We start from the raw sequence: 15,490 nt of genomic DNA on the forward strand, positions 1-15,490 counted from the left end.
AGCCATCCGCGCCGCGCTGTCATGCGGCAGGCGGGATGACGACCCGAGGCCGAAATCGCGGTCCCTTGAAGCCAGCGGCCGCGCGCCGAAACAAAAAATGAAGGTGGGAACCTGGAGCGGGTAGCGGGAATCGAACCCGCATATTCAGCTTGGAAGGCTATTAATTCTGCCAATGGAATCAATGCGACGTTTCAATGTTGCAATGACCCGCTCCACTTAGGCCACCAGAATGTTTCACTGGTGTTCACGGTCGCGGCTTGCGCCACTTTTTCGACGGGGCAAAAGCGCCCTTGCTGTCGGTGCAGAATTCGCGGAGGTTGACCGGGATAATGGAAAGCTCGTGCTCTTCTTCAAGCGCGGCGGCTTCATCAAGAGCGTTGACGAACATATCGCGCAACTCCCCGGCCCGCTCGATGACCTTGGCACGGGCCTTTTCCTTTTCCTCTTTCTCGCGTTCGTGTAGCTCGTGTTCGATCTCTGTCATTCGGCGTCTCAATTCTGCCGCCGACATCTCTTTCAGTTCCGGCCGATGCCTATTCGGCGTCTGGATATCTGCCATTGCTCATCTCCTATATGGTCCCGGAGATGAGATTGCACGGCCTGTCTATGCGGTCAAGGCCTCTTGTCTTCACCGCGATGAGCGAACGTGTCGAGACGATCCCCTAGGCGATTTAAGGCATCCACGATGCGGCTTTCCATTCGGTTCATAACCTCAGTCGAGGCGTAGTTCCTGGCGACGTGCTCACGGAAGTCAGACATTTCTTCTCTGATTTTGGCCCTCTCCGTTTCGTCCTTCGCGGCTAATTCCTTAATGGTCGCTCTGATTTCCGCCTTCTTGATCCGGATATCCTCGATATCGGCCCGGTTCTCTGCCGACTTGTCCGCTGCCCTGACGATGAAAACAACGCCCGTAATTCCCATTCCGACCACAACCACGGCAAGTGATGCAATCGCTATCAATGTGTCAGTTTCCATGTGCTGCCGTCCCCGCGCGCTTATTCAATCCCAAGGCCGGTCAGCGCCGCCCCATTCTCGATGCGATCTTTTCCGCCGCCGCGACACCCGCGCCTGTGAAAAAGATGTTCTGCCAAACCGTGTCGGCGTATTCCTTCAACTGCGGAGGAAGCTCTGCGACATCTGGAAGAGCACCGTTCAAGAGGGTGTCAAGCACGCCCCAGCCGAACCATGCCGCTGTCGGGATCGCCGCAATCGACCACGCGACCCAAAACATGCGGTGCGCCATGCCCTCTTTGATCACCGAGGCTTGCTGGTTGAGGGCGTCAATCGTCACTTCAGCCTGAATGCGGTCCTTGTCGTTCTGAGCGTTCAGCTTCGCCTCATAGGCGCGCTGTAGGGCTCCGGCGACATCGCCGGTTAGCCATTTGAGAAGCCATTGCATCAGAGCTTCCATCCGTTGCGCTTGGCGAGCTTGTAAACCCGCTCCGTTGCCACGCCGATGACCACCGACAGGACAGCGGACACGACCGCGACAACATCGGGGTCAGACGCAAGCTCTTTGCCAACGGCAAGACCGAACAGCGCGCCGGCACCATAGCGCAGAGCGATGCGGGCCGTTGGCCCCATGAGTGCGTTCATCATTTCTTGCCTCCTAGGGCTTTGGCGATTGCCTTGATTGCGGCCATAAAAAAAGCCGCCCATGCGGACGGCGGGGTTTCGGGCTGTGTCGGTGCGTCAGGTGGCGGATCGCTCTGTGCGGGCTTCTGTGGCGATTTCTCGACCGCCTTGGCGGTGTATCCGCCTGCCTTGAGCGCGGTCTCGAATGCCAGCGCATACTTGCCGATCATCACTTGCTTGTCAGTGCCGTTGATGATGCGGCGAGCGTTCGAGAACTCCCGAAGGTCTTCGGCGTCCGGCTCGTCAACCCCGTCCAGATAGTCTGACAGGCTCTTGCCGGTAAACCAGCCCTCGGCCATGCCGTCGAACAGGATCGCGGTAGCGTTCTTCAGATCCATAACGAGTTCGGGATAGCGGACGAAATCAACGCCGAGCTTTTTCGACGCCTTCTCGTAATTGAAAAGCCACGTTAGTTGAACGAAGCCGCGCCCGTAGTAGACCTTGCCATAGGGGCCGTCAGGCTGTCCGTATTCGCGCCCCTTGCCCTTTCCGTATTCCTCGATTGGCTGCATCGTGTGTGCAGTCTCGTGGTAAACGGTCGCGAGCATGTAGGCGAGATAGTCAAGCTGCGTTCCGCGCTTTTCGGCCTCATCAAGGATGGCCTCGATACCATCGACCTGCCCCTGCGAGAGGCTCGTTCCGAACACCCCGCTGTCACGCTTGCGCAGGGATGCGTAAAAAGCGCTGCGATCAAACTCTGTCATCGTACTCCCTTTCCCGACCGGCGAGAGCGATCAGGCCTTGTGTGCTGGTTTTCATTGTCATTTCTCCTTTGCGCAGGGCGTATAGCCATGCGCCGTCAACCGGCCCTCAAGCCAGAGAATGAATTTCTGTTCGTCGGTCATGGATAAAGCTCCGCCGCCCGCCTCATGCGGAGGCGGTGCGGTCAGTGTGATTCTTGAGGTGAAGTGGCTAGGCGAAGATCAGCCGGCCGGAACGCCGTAGACCGCCTCATTGAACGCATGGAGCGCGGCAAGCCGCGCCGCATTGGCCTCGGCGTGCAGGTCGAGGCCGTCAATGATCTGCACGTTGTTGATGTAGCCTTCCCAGTAAGCGCCGCCGCCAGACGAGATTCCGGAAAGCACGAAACCGGAAGAGGCAAGGTTCTGCACAGTGCCTGTCACAGGCGCGCCGCCGCTGATCGAGACGGATGCGGTGGTCGTGCCATCGAACGACGCGACGACCGAGAACCATTTGCTTTCGTCATACGCTACGTTGACCTGTCCGGTCCCGCTATTGAGCCGCATATTGCCCGCCGCCGTGCGCCCGAGAAACCAGTTGTTGCCTGCCGAACCGAGCAACATCTTGTTCGGCGACGCCGTTGTGACCTCGACATATTTCGCGACGAGCGAAACCGTATAGGGGCCAGTGGTATCGAGGCCACTGCCGTTGATCAGATACTGCTTTGCACCGACGCCGTCGAAGTGGAGCGCGCTGCCGCCAATGTCCGGCGCGTCCGCGGCATAAAGCGCCTCGCGATCTGTGTTCGACGGTGTGAGCGTTGCCGCGCCGCCTGCACGGTCGTTAAGCTGCGTGACGTCGCTGCCCGAGACCGCAATCAGCGATGGCGCGGGCTGGAACCACGAAAGGCCGGGGATCGCCATCACAGGCGTTGAAGCCAGTTCGTAGGGGACGAGGGGGTCGGTAAAATAACCGTCAAGCTGAAAACCTGCCATTTGATGCTCCTTTAGGCTGTCGTTACAGGCACGATGTCGCGGCACAGATAGTGCCGAATGTGCGAGGTGGTGTACTGTGGGAAATAGGGGTGCCAGAAGCTCGGCCGGCCGGTGACATAGATGTCTGTCATACCGCCTGGATGGCCTTCGTCCGTTGTGTTTTCGACCCCGGAAATGACGATTTTTGGGTTTGTACCGGTCGGCTCCTGATCAAGCGTGATGATGATCTTTCGGTCCTGGTAAGAGCGGTAGCTGTAAAGCTCCACCGCCGCGATCGATGCCGACGACGTGTCATCGACGTATTTCAGCCCGTGGCTTTCGAGCGCGAAATTGAGCCAATCCTGATCGAACTCGAGGATGCCATTCGGCCCCTCGATGATGATTTCGATCGTTGTGCCGGTTCGAATTGCCGAAACGATGTTGCCGCTACCGTCGCGTTTGGCATGCAACGGCTTGTAGTCGCCGCCGTCGCGGATGATGTCGTGGACATGCGCGAACAATTCGGCCGTCATAAACTTGCCGACCATGTGAATGCCGTCGTCGGTCGTCCGCTCGTGATAGACCGGCCCGATGCAAACAAGATCGGGGTTCGTGAAGGACAGCGACAGAGTTTCGAGCGCGGAGGCCTTGATATCACCGAGCGCTTCCGTGGTCGCGTCGTTGGGCTGATAGGCAAGCACCTTCGGTCGCACACCGGCTTCGACGTTGCCCGGTAGATCCTCGCCAAAACCGCAGACATAATTGACGAACGCGGTCAGAACGTCCGAATAGCTGTCATAGCCGGTGTGGGTTTCGTTCTCATGGCCGATCAGAAAATGCGAATACATGATCGATTTGCGGCCGTAGACCGACTGGATCATGGTCGCGGTTTCCTCGACGCTTCCTTGAATGCTGTCGCCCTTGGTCGTGCCCGGCAGGTATTCAATCAGCGGCGTGCCGCCCTCAGCCGTCGTTACCTGCACGTAAATCTGTTGCGCGCGCTGGGCGTACTGGTCGTTTGCGATCGCAGAAAACTGGATGACGTCCGGGGTCCACTGGTTGATGCCGCCCTGCTCGAAGTCCCGGCCCGCAGGCGCAAGTGCGGTAATGTCCCCGGACTGCCATGGCGCGGGCGAGCCGCTGCCGTCTCCGAAATGACGATGGCCGTCAGGCTCAAAAGCGCGGTGACGATCGTAGATACCTTTGGTCGCGTAGCCGTAAAGGTCTGGAAATCCGCCGCCGTCCAACGTGTTGGACTGGCCCGAGCATGACAGAATGATGAAGTAGTCATTGGTTGCCGCAAAGGCGAGGCCCGTTCCGGATTTAGGGTAGACGACATCCACGGGGCCGAACATGGTCGGCATAGTGATCAGGTAATGATCGGCATCAAAGCTTCGGTGGTTGTAGCCGGGCACGCCCGAGAAAAGCTGGCCGTTGACGTTGAGCTTGTCCGCCAGAACTTTCGCGAGGTATTTGATCGTCTCGTCGGTAAAGCGCCAGACAAAAAGCGATCCGTCAGACTTTTGCGACAGCGATACCTTTCCGCTTTTATCGCGGAGAATAGCGGTCCCGCGATTGTTGTCCGGCAGGTCGCTCGGCGGCGAACGGCGCATTTTGGCGAGGATATCATGGATAAAGGTCTGGCCCGATCCGAGCACGCCGATCGCCGTTTTCCCGGCCATATCCTTGGCGAGCGGCGTCATCGCACTGGAATCGGGAAGATCGGACGTTTCGTTCATCGGCGTGCGAAACGTTCGCATCATGAACGTTCCGGCACGATCCTTCCATCCGCCGATGACGCCTGCCTTGGAGACAAAGGCCGCGACCCACCCCGGAACCCCGTCATTGAGCAGAAAACGGATTGTCGCCGTTTCCGTTTCCCGTGCATTATCGTCCAGCGCCTTTTGCTGGGCCGATGATATGGGCATGGCAGACGGAGCCAGGTTTGCGACATCGCCGAGACCAATCTGGGCTTTTGTTGTTCCGTGCGGATTGTCCGTGGCGCCAGTATGCGCTGTCAGCGCTGTAACGTTCGCCTTTTCGGCAAGGCCCGCGTCGAGGGCCGCTTGGTCTGCCTTCTGATCGACCTTATCAAGCTGCGCATCAATACTCGCGCCGGTTCTGTCGGATGTCCAAGCCATTATTCAGCCTCCGGCCATTCGATTGCGTCATACGCTGCTTGTGCAGCCTCGGCGTCTTCTGCCTCAGCAATCGCCTTCTTGCCGGCAAGCCGCGCGGCCTCGATGGCGCCGCCGATCACGATCCAGTCGCGATAGGCCGTATCGACCACCGTCGCGACATTCGCCACCGTCTTGCCGGTAATGCCGACCTCGGCTACAAGCAGCGGATAATCGGCCTCGTCCGGCGCTTCCGCCGCAAGATAAGCCGCCGCCTGGCGGGCCTTTTCGATATAGGCCATAGCCTGGCCGCTGCCGGCGGTGATGTATTTAGACCGCTCGAGCTCCGCCGCTGCGTCAACGCTGGCGGAAAGATACGCGCAGGTGGCGGCACGATCCGCCGCCGGCTGATCGGCAAGGTTCGGCGTTCCGGTCCCGTCGGCGACAATCCGCTTCCCCTCGGCCTGTCCGGCCAGTAGTTCAGCGTGCCGCTCCGTCGTGATCGCAACTGCGTCTTCGGGCAAATTTCCGACGATGAGACGATCATCAAGAAAGCCGCCGGCGGCGTTGGACCAGTAAATCATGGTAGGCTCCTCAATATCCAAGGCACAGGAAGCGGCCGTTGCCGAAGGCGTTGTCGGAGGTCCAGGCCCTCACTTGCGTCAGACTGACGGGATCTGCGCCGAAGCGGATGAGACCGGCGCCGGTCTCCGTGACAAAGGCATGCAAATGCGCGTTCGGAAAAGCGATCGGCAGCGTGAAATCCGTCGGGTTCGCGCTGACCGCGCCCTGAAGCCACTGGATGATCAGTCCGCCGGGAAAAACCTGCCAACCGGCAACCGTGAACGATCGACTGGCGGTGAAGGCAGAAACGACCAGTGCGCTGATCGCCTGACGCAACTGCGTCAGATCAGTGCGGTCAACGGTAAGACCAGCATCGATGATCGCATTCTCTACCTGGCCCCATGCATAGGCCGTCGTGAAGTTGAAGAGTTTAAGATCAAGCGGCCCGCACAGATAGCCATTCTGAAGCTCAGATGCGGTCGGCAAACGCATAGTGTCATCAAGCGAGTTCCACGGAACAACGCCATCTGTAAAAACGGGATCAGCCATTCAGGCCTCCTTAGCTGTCGAGATAGAACGGCCCATCTGCCGCGTTGAAGATCAGGCCATCGGACGTGATGAACAATTCCGGTAGCGTTGTTTCAGGGTTTTGCCATGTGAAATCGCACCCGAATGGATCGAACTCGATCGGGCACAGCCATTCCGCGCCATCACAAAGCCCACCCCAACCACCGCCAAAACCGATAACTTGACCGGTGGCTTGCGAGATATAGGTTTTGATGCCCGGAGGGATCGGCAGCGCGCGGAACGACACCTGTATCAAAAGGCCCTCCATCTCTGTCAGGAGCCGGCCAGGAGAAACACAGACCCGCGCGCCGCCCATGTTCGTTACGGTGGCAGTTTCGCCCCAAATGGCTTTCACGGCAGCCGACAGGCTGTCGATGCCCCATAGCTGTCGCATCTGATAGAGGCGCGCGATGATGTGGCGACGATATAGATCATCGTCCTCAATCGATATGGTTCCTTCACCTGCATCATTGCAGGCATACCAACTGCCGCCGGCGCAAAATCCTACGATATTGACGTTCTGGCTCCCCGGCGCGCAATCGAATCCCAAAACAGGAACAGGAACGCAGATGCAATGCTCTCGCGGAAAACCGACCCGCTTGCCGATCAATGTCAGTTGTTCGCCTTCAGCGTCGAGGATATCGAACTTTCTCGGAAGAGCCTGCGCCCGCTGAAACACGTCGTACATCGCATCCAGATCATGTCGGATCAGCGCAAGCAGTTTTGGGCTCTCTCGGTACTGCGTCAGCACCTCTCCCATTGCATCGTCGACTATGGTCATACTCAAGCCGCCGTGATCGTAATGTTATCCAGATCGATCGATGCGATTTCGTCAAAGTCGATGCTGATCGGAAGGTCAGTGGCCGTGTCACCCACGCGGGCGCCTTGGATTGCCGTGACCTCGACATTCCGCCATGACTGCGCGATGACGGTCCTGATCATGTGTTCCGTGATGTCGCGCCCGTTCGCGGGGCGATTGGATCCGCTCAAACCATCCTGAAGCGCGGCGGCAATGGCGTTGTTCGATGGCGGCGGGCATCCATCATCACCGTTCGTTTTGGTGATGTCGAGTTCAAGAAAAATCGGAATATCAGTCGGCCGCATGATGAAGATGTTTCGGCAAACGCCATCGATCTCGGTCGGAACCGGCGTGTTCCCATAACTACCGATGCCGGGAACGATGAATTGCCGGGCTGTGGTCGCGACTGCTTCGTCGTCACCTCCAATAACCGCCACGCAAACGCTGTGCGCATCTTGACCGTTTGCATCGGTCGCATCGTCGTCGTTGACATGGATTTTCGCCCATGTCACGCCGGATACATTCAGGATCGCGCGATAGAAATCTGCATCGCGCGTGTTTGCCGCGCCGGCATTGGTGATTGCCTGCCTGAGGCTTTCATCAAGCTCTCCAGCAGTGCGCGAAATAAGCCGCAGACGAGCAAGAGTATCCAGCCGCGTATCTTCTGCTTGATCCGGGTCGTAGGACTGATAAACGTCTTCGAAACTCTCCCATACCTGCGAGAGAAGATCGGCGCGAAGCCCATTCAACTGCCCCATCGGCGTTTGTGCTGTCTGGATCAATCCGGGCCCGAAAACCTCGATATTCGCAGCCTCAATCTCCGCCAGGATGACCGCAAGCGGCTTACGGTTGAAGCCGGAAGAGAGAACACCATAATCCGTCATACCGTTGCCACCTCGTCATAAATCGTGTTGACCGTGATCGAGCGGATCGAGACGCCGCGCGATGCACGATCGAACGAGACAGAAAAGCCATCGATCCCGGTCACGCCATCCGTGCTCAAAAGCTCTGCCTTGACGACGCTTTCGGCAAGCGCCGGGTCATAGTTCTGCCCCAGGATATCCGAGAGCCACGGGACGCCGCAGGCCGTATCGAGGTACCATTCGCCGGAATAGGTCTGGAGCCGCTGCCGACCATGCTGGCCGATCGCTTCCGCGTCATTGACCATGGCAAGGTTGCCGGCGTCGTCCAGATAGATATCGTTCGTCATCGGATCGATCGCGATTGCTGTTCTGCTCATCAAAGCACCATTGCTCTAAGCCTTGCCGCAAGAGCCGCAAGCGCTGCCTGTTGCGTGATTGGCCATGTTCCGGCAGAAGACCCGCTGCTTACCGTTGTCGTGAGAACGCCAAGCGTCTCGCAAACCTCTGCAAGCAGATCGATGATGTCGCCCTCGGCGCCGGTCATCTGTATCTTACCATCCGGGCTTCCCTTGATCCCGAATTCGCCGCTCGTCGAGAACCGAAGATGCGTGTTGTCGCCATCAGCGCCGGGCAATGCCGACGAAAGGCTGTCTCCTCCGGCCAGAGAAGCGCGCATAGTCGAAAGGTGGAACGCGCGGGCATCTGTGGCCGTTGCATCGCTTCCGCCCTCATACGCCTCTGTGGCGCGCATCTGAGGGGTAAGCATAACTCGCGTTCCGGCCGGGACCGGGAAAGTCAGCCCGGCATTGCCGGTTCGGGGCTGATCAACCGGAACCTCGAACAGGTCCGGAAGGTCTATCGCTTGCCCATCCGGTCCGGTCCATTTGTACAGCGGGCGCACCGTCGCCGTGCCGCTCGCAGCGTCATAGTCGAGGACCTCGCCGGGGATCGGGCCCCACATTGCATTGCGCTCGCCTTCGGCGATCTGTCCGATCGTGTCCTCGGGGCGGTTCGTAGCCTTTCCGATGTAGCCGGGCATCATTTTACCCCTTCGTCAACTTTTCCGCCCTTGATCGCCTCACAGGTCAGATCACAGCGAAACTCGCCGTCCTGGTTGTTGCCAGTAAAGCTGACCTCGGAAACGCGATAGATGCCGTTCGACGCGTTCATTTCGAGCGTGTCGCTCTTGATCTGCACCCGGCGATTGGGCCGGATTTCAGGATTGAGCAGGCATGAGACCCGGACGCCATTATCCGTTATGCTCGGCGTTCCGATCATGCCCGTATCTGGCGTCAGAAGCACGATGCCGCCGACCGTCCCGTCACCGGGGATGATCTCAAGCGTCTCATTCTGCGAGCTCCAATAGAACTTGTGCCCTTTGCCGATCACATCGAGCTCGCGGGAGCACATGCCGCACATGGCATAGGGTCGATCGAAGGTCTCTTTCATGTTGTCGGGGAATTTCCACTCTCCCCGCGCCATGCCCTTCTTTTCCATCTCGGCATAAATGTCTTTGACAACGGTCTTGACCGGCGTTCCTTTCGGGTAGCTTTTCGAGATCGTCGCTTTCCGGATAGCCTTGTCGCCATCACCGCAAGAGATCGTCGTGATGATGTTGCCGTCTTGGGTTTTCTCGTGCTCGACATCGCGCACCGCGCCTTTGAAGATCACGCCGACATTGCCGTCGTCTCCGGGGGGGATATACCCGGCCTCGAGCGTGATGCTGTCGAACTCCTTGCCCATGGCGTTGCGATGGCTCTCGGTCAGGTTATACAACCTGATATCGGCCGAGTTCTGCTTGCTCGAAATCCCCTTGTTGATCGAGAATTCAATCCTGATCTGGTGACCGGTCTCGTTACCCGGATTGATCACCAGTCCGCCCGAAAACTTCGCGCGGACCTTCCTGAGATATTGGCGAATTGTGATACCCTCCGGCGGCTATGTGTTTGCCGCCTCATATTCGGCCACAGACGCGGAGAACAGCCGAACCGAACCGTCAACCAGTCCAGTGCGCGAAGGCTCTCCACCGTCCCGCATGACCGACGCAAAGATGATCCCGACGCCGAAGTCGAACGCCGCGATAAGGTCAATGCCGGTCACGACGCGCCGACCATAGAGAACCGGCTCATCATCGACAGACAGATCGAACGACCACCGGTCAATCGTGGTGTTGTATCGCAACCGGATCGTGACCCGACGACTGTTGATGATCGTGCCGAATTGCTGATCGGCATGATCGCGGATTTCGAACACGTTCATCGTGCCAGCCCCCCGAGAAGACGCGATGCAAGGCTCTGATCGACAGCAGATGCGGTGCCATCACCGGATTGAACCGTTCCGGCAGCGCGATCGGTGATTGCCGGCGTGGTCGAAGATGCGCTGTTATTCGCCGTGGGCCGCGCCGCGTTCGTGCTTTTCTTGCCGCCCGCCGCGCCGGCCTTGCTGTTCTCCCCGGTCGGATCGGCGGCATAGGCCGTATCCACGATGATGATCTCTTTCAGTTCGACGCGCCCGCGAAGCACAAACCCGAACGTCGCATCGCGATCGACCATGATGTCGCTGATCAGCATGTCGTTGTAGACCCGGAGCCCGGTCACCAGCGTGAAAGGCTCGCGTCGCTCCTGAAACTCTACAAGGGCGTTGTAGGTTGCGGTCGCCGCTGCCCCGGCGATGTCCAGCGTCACGACTTTTGGCAACACCGCCGCATGATCCGTGATCTTCGCCCCGGTCTCGACAGGGATTTCCGTGATCCCGAGCCGCGTGTTGTGCTTCTCGCTGACAAAAACGCTGATCGGAACCGGGCCGATGAGATTGGAAAAGGCGATGACCGTCATCAGAAACCGCCTCCTCCGTTCATCCTGGCCGGGTCAAGGCTTCGCGTCACCGCGTTGCCCGTGGCCGTGGCTGCCGCCGCCGGCGCCTGTGTCGGTTGCGTCACGTTCTGGTTGATCGTGACATTGTTGGTCTGGTTCGAGGTTCGGTTGTCGTTAACCGTGCTGCCGAGCTTTCCTGGCATGCCGCCCATCATTGCGCCGATGTTGCCAGCGGCATTGTTCAGACCATTGTCATTTCCGGATGTCGGCATTCCCGCACCAAAGCCAGGAGCGATTTCCGCAAGCCATCCAGGGATGAGACCGGCAAACCAGTCCTTGATCGAACCGGCAATCGACTTCAGGCCGTTCCATATACGGGTCATCGCGTCCGCTCCGGCCTCATAGAAGCTCATTCCAGCCCATTCTTCGGCGAACAGGTTCCAGAGCATGCTTGCCAACGGGAATGACGCATTCGTGATGAACTCGCCCCAATTGATGTTGGTCCACGCCTCCTTGAACTCATCCCAGAAGAGATAGACGATACCAGCCGCCGCACCGCCGATCAGGATTGCCCATCCGACAGGGTTTGACAGAAGGCCAAAGGCGGTAGCAAGCGCAGTTCCGATCGCAGGCGCAAGCGCGACAATACCGGCAACGATGATGCGGCCAAAAGCCTTGATGAATGTTCCGGGCCGCAAGATGAAAGCCGCGGTCAGAGCCGTAGCTACAGCCGCGCCAAGCCCGCCAAGAGCCTCAGCAACATCATCCGAGACGCCGGTCAACTCCTGGATCTTATCGATGAACGTCCCGATAACGCTCTCGCCGTCGCGCATGTATGTCAGAAAGTCATCGACTGCAGCGGCGGCAAGTGCGATCGCCGACCAAACCGGGAAAAGGAAAATCGCAAGCCCGGCAAGCGCCGCCTTGAACACATTCCACGCCGCGCGGTTCTCATCGATCAGTTCGCGGATCGTGTTGAAGTTCAGCCGAATGCGATTGACGATTTCGGTCACGGCATCGACGCCGGTGACGAGCGCATCCGAAATGCTTTGCGCCCACTGGTCAAGCTTCCCTTCACGATCAAGCTGCCCGATATAGTCAAGCAACCCGCCGAGACGTTCCTTCATGCTGTCGAAAAAGCCACTTTCACCGACGCGCTTCTGGAAGATGGTCCACTGATCGAGCATGTTCGACCACATGCCATTCCAGGTCTTGGACTGTCGCTCCATCGCGCCGGCAAAGCGCTGGTCCATGATCTCGGTCAGCGCCTTGGTGATTTCGGTCCCGTTCTTCTTGACGGTGCGGGTCAGCGTCTCGCCGTTCTGCTGCCAGGAATAGGTGATCTGGTCCCCGGCGACACTGGCGCGAATGCCGAATTCCTTCAAGCGCTCATTCTCACCTTGGGCCGCATCTGCAATGGCTTCAACACCCTGCATGATGTCCTTGCCCATGGCGGCGGCGGCATCACCAATGCTGCGCAACGTGCCGTCCATCGGATCGAGGCCATAGGCCCGGAGCCGGACGAACGACATGGAAACCTGATCAAGCTCATAAGGCGTGGTCGCGGCGAACTGCGTCACCCAATCCATCGCGGCCCGCGCTTTTTCCGTAGAGCCTTCGATGGTCTCAAGTGTCGCCGTCATCTGCTCGAATGACGCATTGGTCGTGATGACCGACTTGCCGAACATGGCGAACGCGCCGGCTGCAGCGGCCGCAATGGCAGCGGCAAGAGCCGTGACACGCCTCAAGCTAGTCTCTAGACCTTGGTTGAACCGCTTCAGGTTTTCCTCGCCCTCGATGTCATAGCCGAGGATTGCGATAAGCTCGTCAATGACCATGGGTTGAAAATTCCTCTCGGGCGGGCCACATTTTCGTCATAGATGCGGAGGCACCACATGAAACGAACGATTGCGGCGATTTATTTTGTACTGATCGGCGGTTCGGCGCTCGCCGGAAGCCCGCAAGATGCAATGAAGGCCAGAGAGCTCGGCCAGATCATCGGAACGGCTGAAATTTGCGGCTATGACATCGACAGCGCCAAGGTCGGCGAATATGTCGCCGGATTTCTTTCCGGTTCGGATGAGACGACGCGAACATTTTTCCAGAACGGAAGCGGAGCCCATAAAATAAGGCTCCAAGCGATGAGCGAAACGGAGCGATCCGTGACATGCGCATCGCAGAAAGCTATGGCAGAGAAGTACGGCCTCACGCCTTAGCGTTCTGTTCCGCCTTCTCCTGCATCGCACCTTTCAGATCCAGCATTTCATGCGCGTCCATGACATCCGCGAGGGTCACCCACTCGCGAAGGTCTTTCATTGTGTAGATCGGCGGTTCGGCGAGCATTGGCCGCACAAGCCATAGGTTCAGGTTCGGGGCGATCCGCTCGATCTGCTTTTGTGTCAGCCCTTGCCCGTCGTCTTTCGGAGACCATTCGCCAGGGCGTCGCCGAAAAAATCCTGAAACTGCGTCTGAAGCACGAAGAACATGACCGGGAAGACGGACTTCATGTCGCCATGGAAGTCGCCGTCGAGGTCTACCGGCTCATAATCGCCGGACGGGCGCTGAAGCTTGGCGATCTCCACGATGTCTTTCACCAGATCGGCATATTCCTCCGGCGTCAGGGCTTCGAAGATGCCGACAAGCGCGGCGATGGTTTCCGTGTCCGCCGCTGCCTTCTGTGTGTCGTTTCCATTGCGCGCCGCGAGGATGGCCGGCAATTTACCGGCGACCGGCCCGAGAGCGCGGGCAAGACGCCCCTGAAGCACGAGAGCCTTGGTTGCCAGAAGCGGCTCACACTTGAACGTGCGACCGCCTATTTTTTTTTCCGCCATGTGTCAGCGCTCCTTATGCGTTCGGGACGGCATCAACGATTTCGCCGGTGACAAGCACCCATTCGCGAACCGTGGCGTTGGTCCCGTTGTTCTTGGTCGGCGCGGACTGGATGAAGCACCGGTCGGCCGATCCGCCTTCGCCCGACGAGGTATCGAACACGGTCGCCGGGAAGCCGGAGAACGCGCCGCCGAGCGCCTTCTGTCGCGCAAGCTTTTGCGTCAACAGCCGATGCGTGGGGCTCTTGTGCTGCAGCCGGATCGTGATCGTCGCGCCGCCGTTGGCCGACACGGAAAAGATCGAAGAACCGTCGGCCCCGACAAGCATCGTGCCCTTGTCGGTCATCGGAGCGATCGAGATTGCATCGTCGCCATCCCACAGACCGGTGACCTGCTGGCCATCGATCGTGCTGGAGACGTTGACCATGCCATATGCGGATGAAAGTGCCATCTGTCAGGCCTCCTTAGTAATTGAGCTCGTAGGTGACGGTCGCGTAATGGACCGCGCCGGCATATCGGAAAACAACGGTGATCGCCGGGGCGATGCGCGCGTTGCGCTGGCTGGCCGGCACATCGAAGACCGAGGGAACGGTGATCGTGTAAGCCGCCTCATAGTCGCCTGTCGTGTTGATATCGAGCGGGACGATCCCGGCGCGCACTGCCGCCTGCATGATCTCACGCGGGCCGCTGGCAAGGATCTGCATGCCGACATCGGAGAATGGGACGCGGGCGTTATTGAGGAAGATCGAAAGCATCTTCTCTTCCGTGCGCGCCACGATCCAGTCGGAGGCGTGGATTTCGTCGATGAACGTGTTCTGCGTCAGCGTCGAACCTTCAACGAGGAAATTCTGGTCGCCGATATCGATGTAGGTGTTCGCGCAATGGCCCGCCGTCTCGCTCTGACCCGTGCCAGGCACAAAGCCGGTGATTGCCGTGATCGCGGCGCTGCCAAGGTTGACGTTCTGGACGCCGGCCATGCCCTTGAACTTGAGGGTATAGGCCGAGTTGGCATCATCGAAAACGCGGGTCGAGCAATAGGCAGCGGCGCAGATAGCGAGCCACTCGGCCGCATCGGTGTGATAGAAGACCGAGGTCCGGATCACGGTGCCCTTGTTCCGAGCCGCGACGTTGGTCGTATCGGCGGCGCTTTCCATGTTGTCATCGTTGCTGTCGATGAAGGCCTGCTTCATCTTGGCTTCGTTCCACGAAATCAGGCCGTCAAGCGGAGCCTCGTCGCGCAACACGCTGTCGATGGTCAGGAAATACCAGTCGCCATCGAACGCTTCGATCGCGTCGAGCTCGTCCTGAACGTCGCTTTCCGTCGATGTGCCGCTGGTGTAGCTGATATAGCCCGCCTTGATTGAGGTCGGGCGCGGGTTCTGCGAGAACGCTGCAAGCGCAGCCTTGTAGAAATCATCGGTCGCGGCCCAATCGACGGCGACTTCCTCGATCGAGGCGTAAAGCTTCGTCCGCGTCGTGGCGTCGACAATGCCAGCCTTCGCCACGGTCGAGAGGAAAAGAATGGTCCCGAAGCCACGACGGGTCGGGAAGTTGTTCACGCGGTCTACACTCACGTTCACAACCATTGAATAGGGCAGTTTCGCCATATTCTTTGCTCCTGTCATTTTAAGGAAATGGACCCGTCAGGC

General features: G+C 58.8%; 22 protein-coding genes. 1 reads left to right on the top strand and 21 read right to left on the bottom strand.

What is annotated here, in order from left to right:
* Nucleotides 1–244 precede the first annotated feature (244 nt).
* From JET14_RS13155 to JET14_RS13235, 17 genes are all read right to left on the bottom strand, one after another.
* Complete coding sequence (locus JET14_RS13155; protein ID WP_200334090.1) at nucleotides 245–559, bottom strand: hypothetical protein; 315 nt, start codon at nucleotides 557–559, stop codon at nucleotides 245–247.
* 53 nt (nucleotides 560–612) lie between these two features.
* A complete protein-coding gene (locus JET14_RS13160) occupies nucleotides 613–975 on the bottom strand; it encodes a hypothetical protein (protein ID WP_200334092.1) in 363 nt (120 codons plus the stop codon).
* Between the two features lie 40 nt (nucleotides 976–1,015).
* Nucleotides 1,016–1,399, bottom strand: coding sequence for a hypothetical protein (locus JET14_RS13165; RefSeq protein WP_200334094.1), 384 nt, complete (start codon nucleotides 1,397–1,399; stop codon nucleotides 1,016–1,018).
* Nucleotides 1,399–1,599 (bottom strand): hypothetical protein, encoded by a 201-nt coding sequence (locus tag JET14_RS13170; RefSeq protein ID WP_200334096.1) that lies wholly within the window; start codon nucleotides 1,597–1,599, stop codon nucleotides 1,399–1,401. The genes JET14_RS13165 and JET14_RS13170 overlap by 1 nt, the downstream gene beginning before the upstream one ends.
* The gene (locus JET14_RS13175) at nucleotides 1,596–2,339 is read right to left on the bottom strand and encodes a glycoside hydrolase family 19 protein (RefSeq protein ID WP_200334098.1); all 744 of its coding nucleotides are present in this window, start codon (nucleotides 2,337–2,339) and stop codon (nucleotides 1,596–1,598) included. Before JET14_RS13175 ends, JET14_RS13170 begins: the two co-directional genes overlap by 4 nt.
* Nucleotides 2,340–2,558: 219 nt before the next feature.
* Complete coding sequence (locus JET14_RS13180) at nucleotides 2,559–3,311, bottom strand: LamG-like jellyroll fold domain-containing protein (protein ID WP_200334100.1); 753 nt, start codon at nucleotides 3,309–3,311, stop codon at nucleotides 2,559–2,561.
* An 11-nt stretch (nucleotides 3,312–3,322) separates the two neighbouring features.
* Nucleotides 3,323–5,431: a hypothetical protein gene (locus JET14_RS13185; RefSeq protein WP_200334102.1), complete on the bottom strand. Its 2,109-nt coding sequence runs from the start codon at nucleotides 5,429–5,431 to the stop codon at nucleotides 3,323–3,325.
* Complete coding sequence (locus JET14_RS13190; protein WP_200334104.1) at nucleotides 5,431–5,991, bottom strand: hypothetical protein; 561 nt, start codon at nucleotides 5,989–5,991, stop codon at nucleotides 5,431–5,433. The genes JET14_RS13185 and JET14_RS13190 overlap by 1 nt, the downstream gene beginning before the upstream one ends.
* A 10-nt stretch (nucleotides 5,992–6,001) precedes the next feature.
* Nucleotides 6,002–6,520 carry a gp53-like domain-containing protein gene (locus JET14_RS13195; protein WP_200334105.1) on the bottom strand — a complete coding sequence of 173 codons (519 nt, stop codon included), beginning with the start codon at nucleotides 6,518–6,520 and terminating at the stop codon, nucleotides 6,002–6,004.
* A gap of 10 nt (nucleotides 6,521–6,530) precedes the next feature.
* On the bottom strand, nucleotides 6,531–7,319 hold the full coding sequence (locus JET14_RS13200) for a DUF2612 domain-containing protein (protein WP_200334106.1): 789 nt from the start codon (nucleotides 7,317–7,319) through the stop codon (nucleotides 6,531–6,533).
* A 2-nt stretch (nucleotides 7,320–7,321) separates the two neighbouring features.
* Nucleotides 7,322–8,221, bottom strand: coding sequence for a hypothetical protein (locus tag JET14_RS13205; protein WP_200334107.1), 900 nt, complete (start codon nucleotides 8,219–8,221; stop codon nucleotides 7,322–7,324).
* On the bottom strand, nucleotides 8,218–8,577 hold the full coding sequence (locus JET14_RS13210; RefSeq protein ID WP_200334108.1) for a DUF2634 domain-containing protein: 360 nt from the start codon (nucleotides 8,575–8,577) through the stop codon (nucleotides 8,218–8,220). Before JET14_RS13210 ends, JET14_RS13205 begins: the two co-directional genes overlap by 4 nt.
* Nucleotides 8,577–9,239 carry a Gp138 family membrane-puncturing spike protein gene (locus JET14_RS13215; protein WP_200334109.1) on the bottom strand — a complete coding sequence of 221 codons (663 nt, stop codon included), beginning with the start codon at nucleotides 9,237–9,239 and terminating at the stop codon, nucleotides 8,577–8,579. Before JET14_RS13215 ends, JET14_RS13210 begins: the two co-directional genes overlap by 1 nt.
* Nucleotides 9,239–10,072 carry a phage protein gene (locus JET14_RS13220; RefSeq protein WP_432443036.1) on the bottom strand — a complete coding sequence of 278 codons (834 nt, stop codon included), beginning with the start codon at nucleotides 10,070–10,072 and terminating at the stop codon, nucleotides 9,239–9,241. Before JET14_RS13220 ends, JET14_RS13215 begins: the two co-directional genes overlap by 1 nt.
* 66 nt (nucleotides 10,073–10,138) lie before the next feature.
* Entirely contained in the window at nucleotides 10,139–10,459 is a 321-nt protein-coding gene (locus tag JET14_RS13225) for a phage baseplate plug family protein (RefSeq protein WP_200334110.1), read from the bottom strand.
* Entirely contained in the window at nucleotides 10,456–11,034 is a 579-nt protein-coding gene (locus tag JET14_RS13230) for a phage baseplate protein (RefSeq protein WP_200334112.1), read from the bottom strand. Before JET14_RS13230 ends, JET14_RS13225 begins: the two co-directional genes overlap by 4 nt.
* A complete protein-coding gene (locus JET14_RS13235) occupies nucleotides 11,034–12,851 on the bottom strand; it encodes a tape measure protein (RefSeq protein WP_200334113.1) in 1,818 nt (605 codons plus the stop codon). Before JET14_RS13235 ends, JET14_RS13230 begins: the two co-directional genes overlap by 1 nt.
* Nucleotides 12,852–12,908: 57 nt before the next feature.
* Here JET14_RS13235 and JET14_RS13240 point away from each other — a divergent pair, with 57 nt between their 5' ends.
* On the top strand, nucleotides 12,909–13,229 hold the full coding sequence (locus JET14_RS13240; RefSeq protein ID WP_200334114.1) for a hypothetical protein: 321 nt from the start codon (nucleotides 12,909–12,911) through the stop codon (nucleotides 13,227–13,229).
* Here JET14_RS13240 and JET14_RS13245 read toward each other — a convergent pair.
* Genes JET14_RS13245 through JET14_RS13260 form a run of 4 tightly spaced genes read right to left on the bottom strand, consistent with a single transcriptional unit; the run spans nucleotide 13,219 to nucleotide 15,448 of the window.
* A complete protein-coding gene (locus tag JET14_RS13245; RefSeq protein ID WP_200334115.1) occupies nucleotides 13,219–13,356 on the bottom strand; it encodes a hypothetical protein in 138 nt (45 codons plus the stop codon). The two genes, JET14_RS13240 and JET14_RS13245, sit on opposite strands and share 11 nt — an antisense overlap.
* Nucleotides 13,357–13,412: 56 nt before the next feature.
* Nucleotides 13,413–13,844: a phage tail assembly chaperone gene (locus JET14_RS13250; RefSeq protein WP_200334116.1), complete on the bottom strand. Its 432-nt coding sequence runs from the start codon at nucleotides 13,842–13,844 to the stop codon at nucleotides 13,413–13,415.
* A gap of 13 nt (nucleotides 13,845–13,857) precedes the next feature.
* On the bottom strand, nucleotides 13,858–14,292 hold the full coding sequence (locus JET14_RS13255; RefSeq protein ID WP_200334118.1) for a phage structural protein: 435 nt from the start codon (nucleotides 14,290–14,292) through the stop codon (nucleotides 13,858–13,860).
* Nucleotides 14,293–14,305: 13 nt separating this feature from the next.
* Entirely contained in the window at nucleotides 14,306–15,448 is a 1,143-nt protein-coding gene (locus JET14_RS13260) for a DUF3383 family protein (RefSeq protein ID WP_200334119.1), read from the bottom strand.
* Between the last annotated feature and the right edge of the window lie 42 nt (nucleotides 15,449–15,490).

Origin of the sequence: Martelella lutilitoris (assembly GCF_016598595.1) — a bacterium.
GTDB lineage: Bacteria > Pseudomonadota > Alphaproteobacteria > Rhizobiales > Rhizobiaceae > Martelella > Martelella lutilitoris_A.

What these genes read in the sequence shown, in the direction of transcription:
- JET14_RS13155 (WP_200334090.1), bottom strand. Translation starts at nt 559, where the DNA reads ATGGCAGATATCCAGACGCCGAATAGGCATCGGCCGGAACTGAAAGAG.
- JET14_RS13160 (WP_200334092.1), bottom strand. Translation starts at nt 975, where the DNA reads ATGGAAACTGACACATTGATAGCGATTGCATCACTTGCCGTGGTTGTG.
- JET14_RS13165 (WP_200334094.1), bottom strand. Translation starts at nt 1,399, where the DNA reads ATGCAATGGCTTCTCAAATGGCTAACCGGCGATGTCGCCGGAGCCCTA.
- JET14_RS13170 (WP_200334096.1), bottom strand. Translation starts at nt 1,599, where the DNA reads ATGATGAACGCACTCATGGGGCCAACGGCCCGCATCGCTCTGCGCTAT.
- JET14_RS13175 (WP_200334098.1), bottom strand. Translation starts at nt 2,339, where the DNA reads ATGACAGAGTTTGATCGCAGCGCTTTTTACGCATCCCTGCGCAAGCGT.
- JET14_RS13180 (WP_200334100.1), bottom strand. Translation starts at nt 3,311, where the DNA reads ATGGCAGGTTTTCAGCTTGACGGTTATTTTACCGACCCCCTCGTCCCC.
- JET14_RS13185 (WP_200334102.1), bottom strand. Translation starts at nt 5,431, where the DNA reads ATGGCTTGGACATCCGACAGAACCGGCGCGAGTATTGATGCGCAGCTT.
- JET14_RS13190 (WP_200334104.1), bottom strand. Translation starts at nt 5,991, where the DNA reads ATGATTTACTGGTCCAACGCCGCCGGCGGCTTTCTTGATGATCGTCTC.
- JET14_RS13195 (WP_200334105.1), bottom strand. Translation starts at nt 6,520, where the DNA reads ATGGCTGATCCCGTTTTTACAGATGGCGTTGTTCCGTGGAACTCGCTT.
- JET14_RS13200 (WP_200334106.1), bottom strand. Translation starts at nt 7,319, where the DNA reads ATGACCATAGTCGACGATGCAATGGGAGAGGTGCTGACGCAGTACCGA.
- JET14_RS13205 (WP_200334107.1), bottom strand. Translation starts at nt 8,221, where the DNA reads ATGACGGATTATGGTGTTCTCTCTTCCGGCTTCAACCGTAAGCCGCTT.
- JET14_RS13210 (WP_200334108.1), bottom strand. Translation starts at nt 8,577, where the DNA reads ATGAGCAGAACAGCAATCGCGATCGATCCGATGACGAACGATATCTAT.
- JET14_RS13215 (WP_200334109.1), bottom strand. Translation starts at nt 9,239, where the DNA reads ATGCCCGGCTACATCGGAAAGGCTACGAACCGCCCCGAGGACACGATC.
- JET14_RS13225 (WP_200334110.1), bottom strand. Translation starts at nt 10,459, where the DNA reads ATGAACGTGTTCGAAATCCGCGATCATGCCGATCAGCAATTCGGCACG.
- JET14_RS13230 (WP_200334112.1), bottom strand. Translation starts at nt 11,034, where the DNA reads ATGACGGTCATCGCCTTTTCCAATCTCATCGGCCCGGTTCCGATCAGC.
- JET14_RS13235 (WP_200334113.1), bottom strand. Translation starts at nt 12,851, where the DNA reads ATGGTCATTGACGAGCTTATCGCAATCCTCGGCTATGACATCGAGGGC.
- JET14_RS13240 (WP_200334114.1), top strand. Translation starts at nt 12,909, where the DNA reads ATGAAACGAACGATTGCGGCGATTTATTTTGTACTGATCGGCGGTTCG.
- JET14_RS13245 (WP_200334115.1), bottom strand. Translation starts at nt 13,356, where the DNA reads ATGCTCGCCGAACCGCCGATCTACACAATGAAAGACCTTCGCGAGTGG.
- JET14_RS13250 (WP_200334116.1), bottom strand. Translation starts at nt 13,844, where the DNA reads ATGGCGGAAAAAAAAATAGGCGGTCGCACGTTCAAGTGTGAGCCGCTT.
- JET14_RS13255 (WP_200334118.1), bottom strand. Translation starts at nt 14,292, where the DNA reads ATGGCACTTTCATCCGCATATGGCATGGTCAACGTCTCCAGCACGATC.
- JET14_RS13260 (WP_200334119.1), bottom strand. Translation starts at nt 15,448, where the DNA reads ATGGCGAAACTGCCCTATTCAATGGTTGTGAACGTGAGTGTAGACCGC.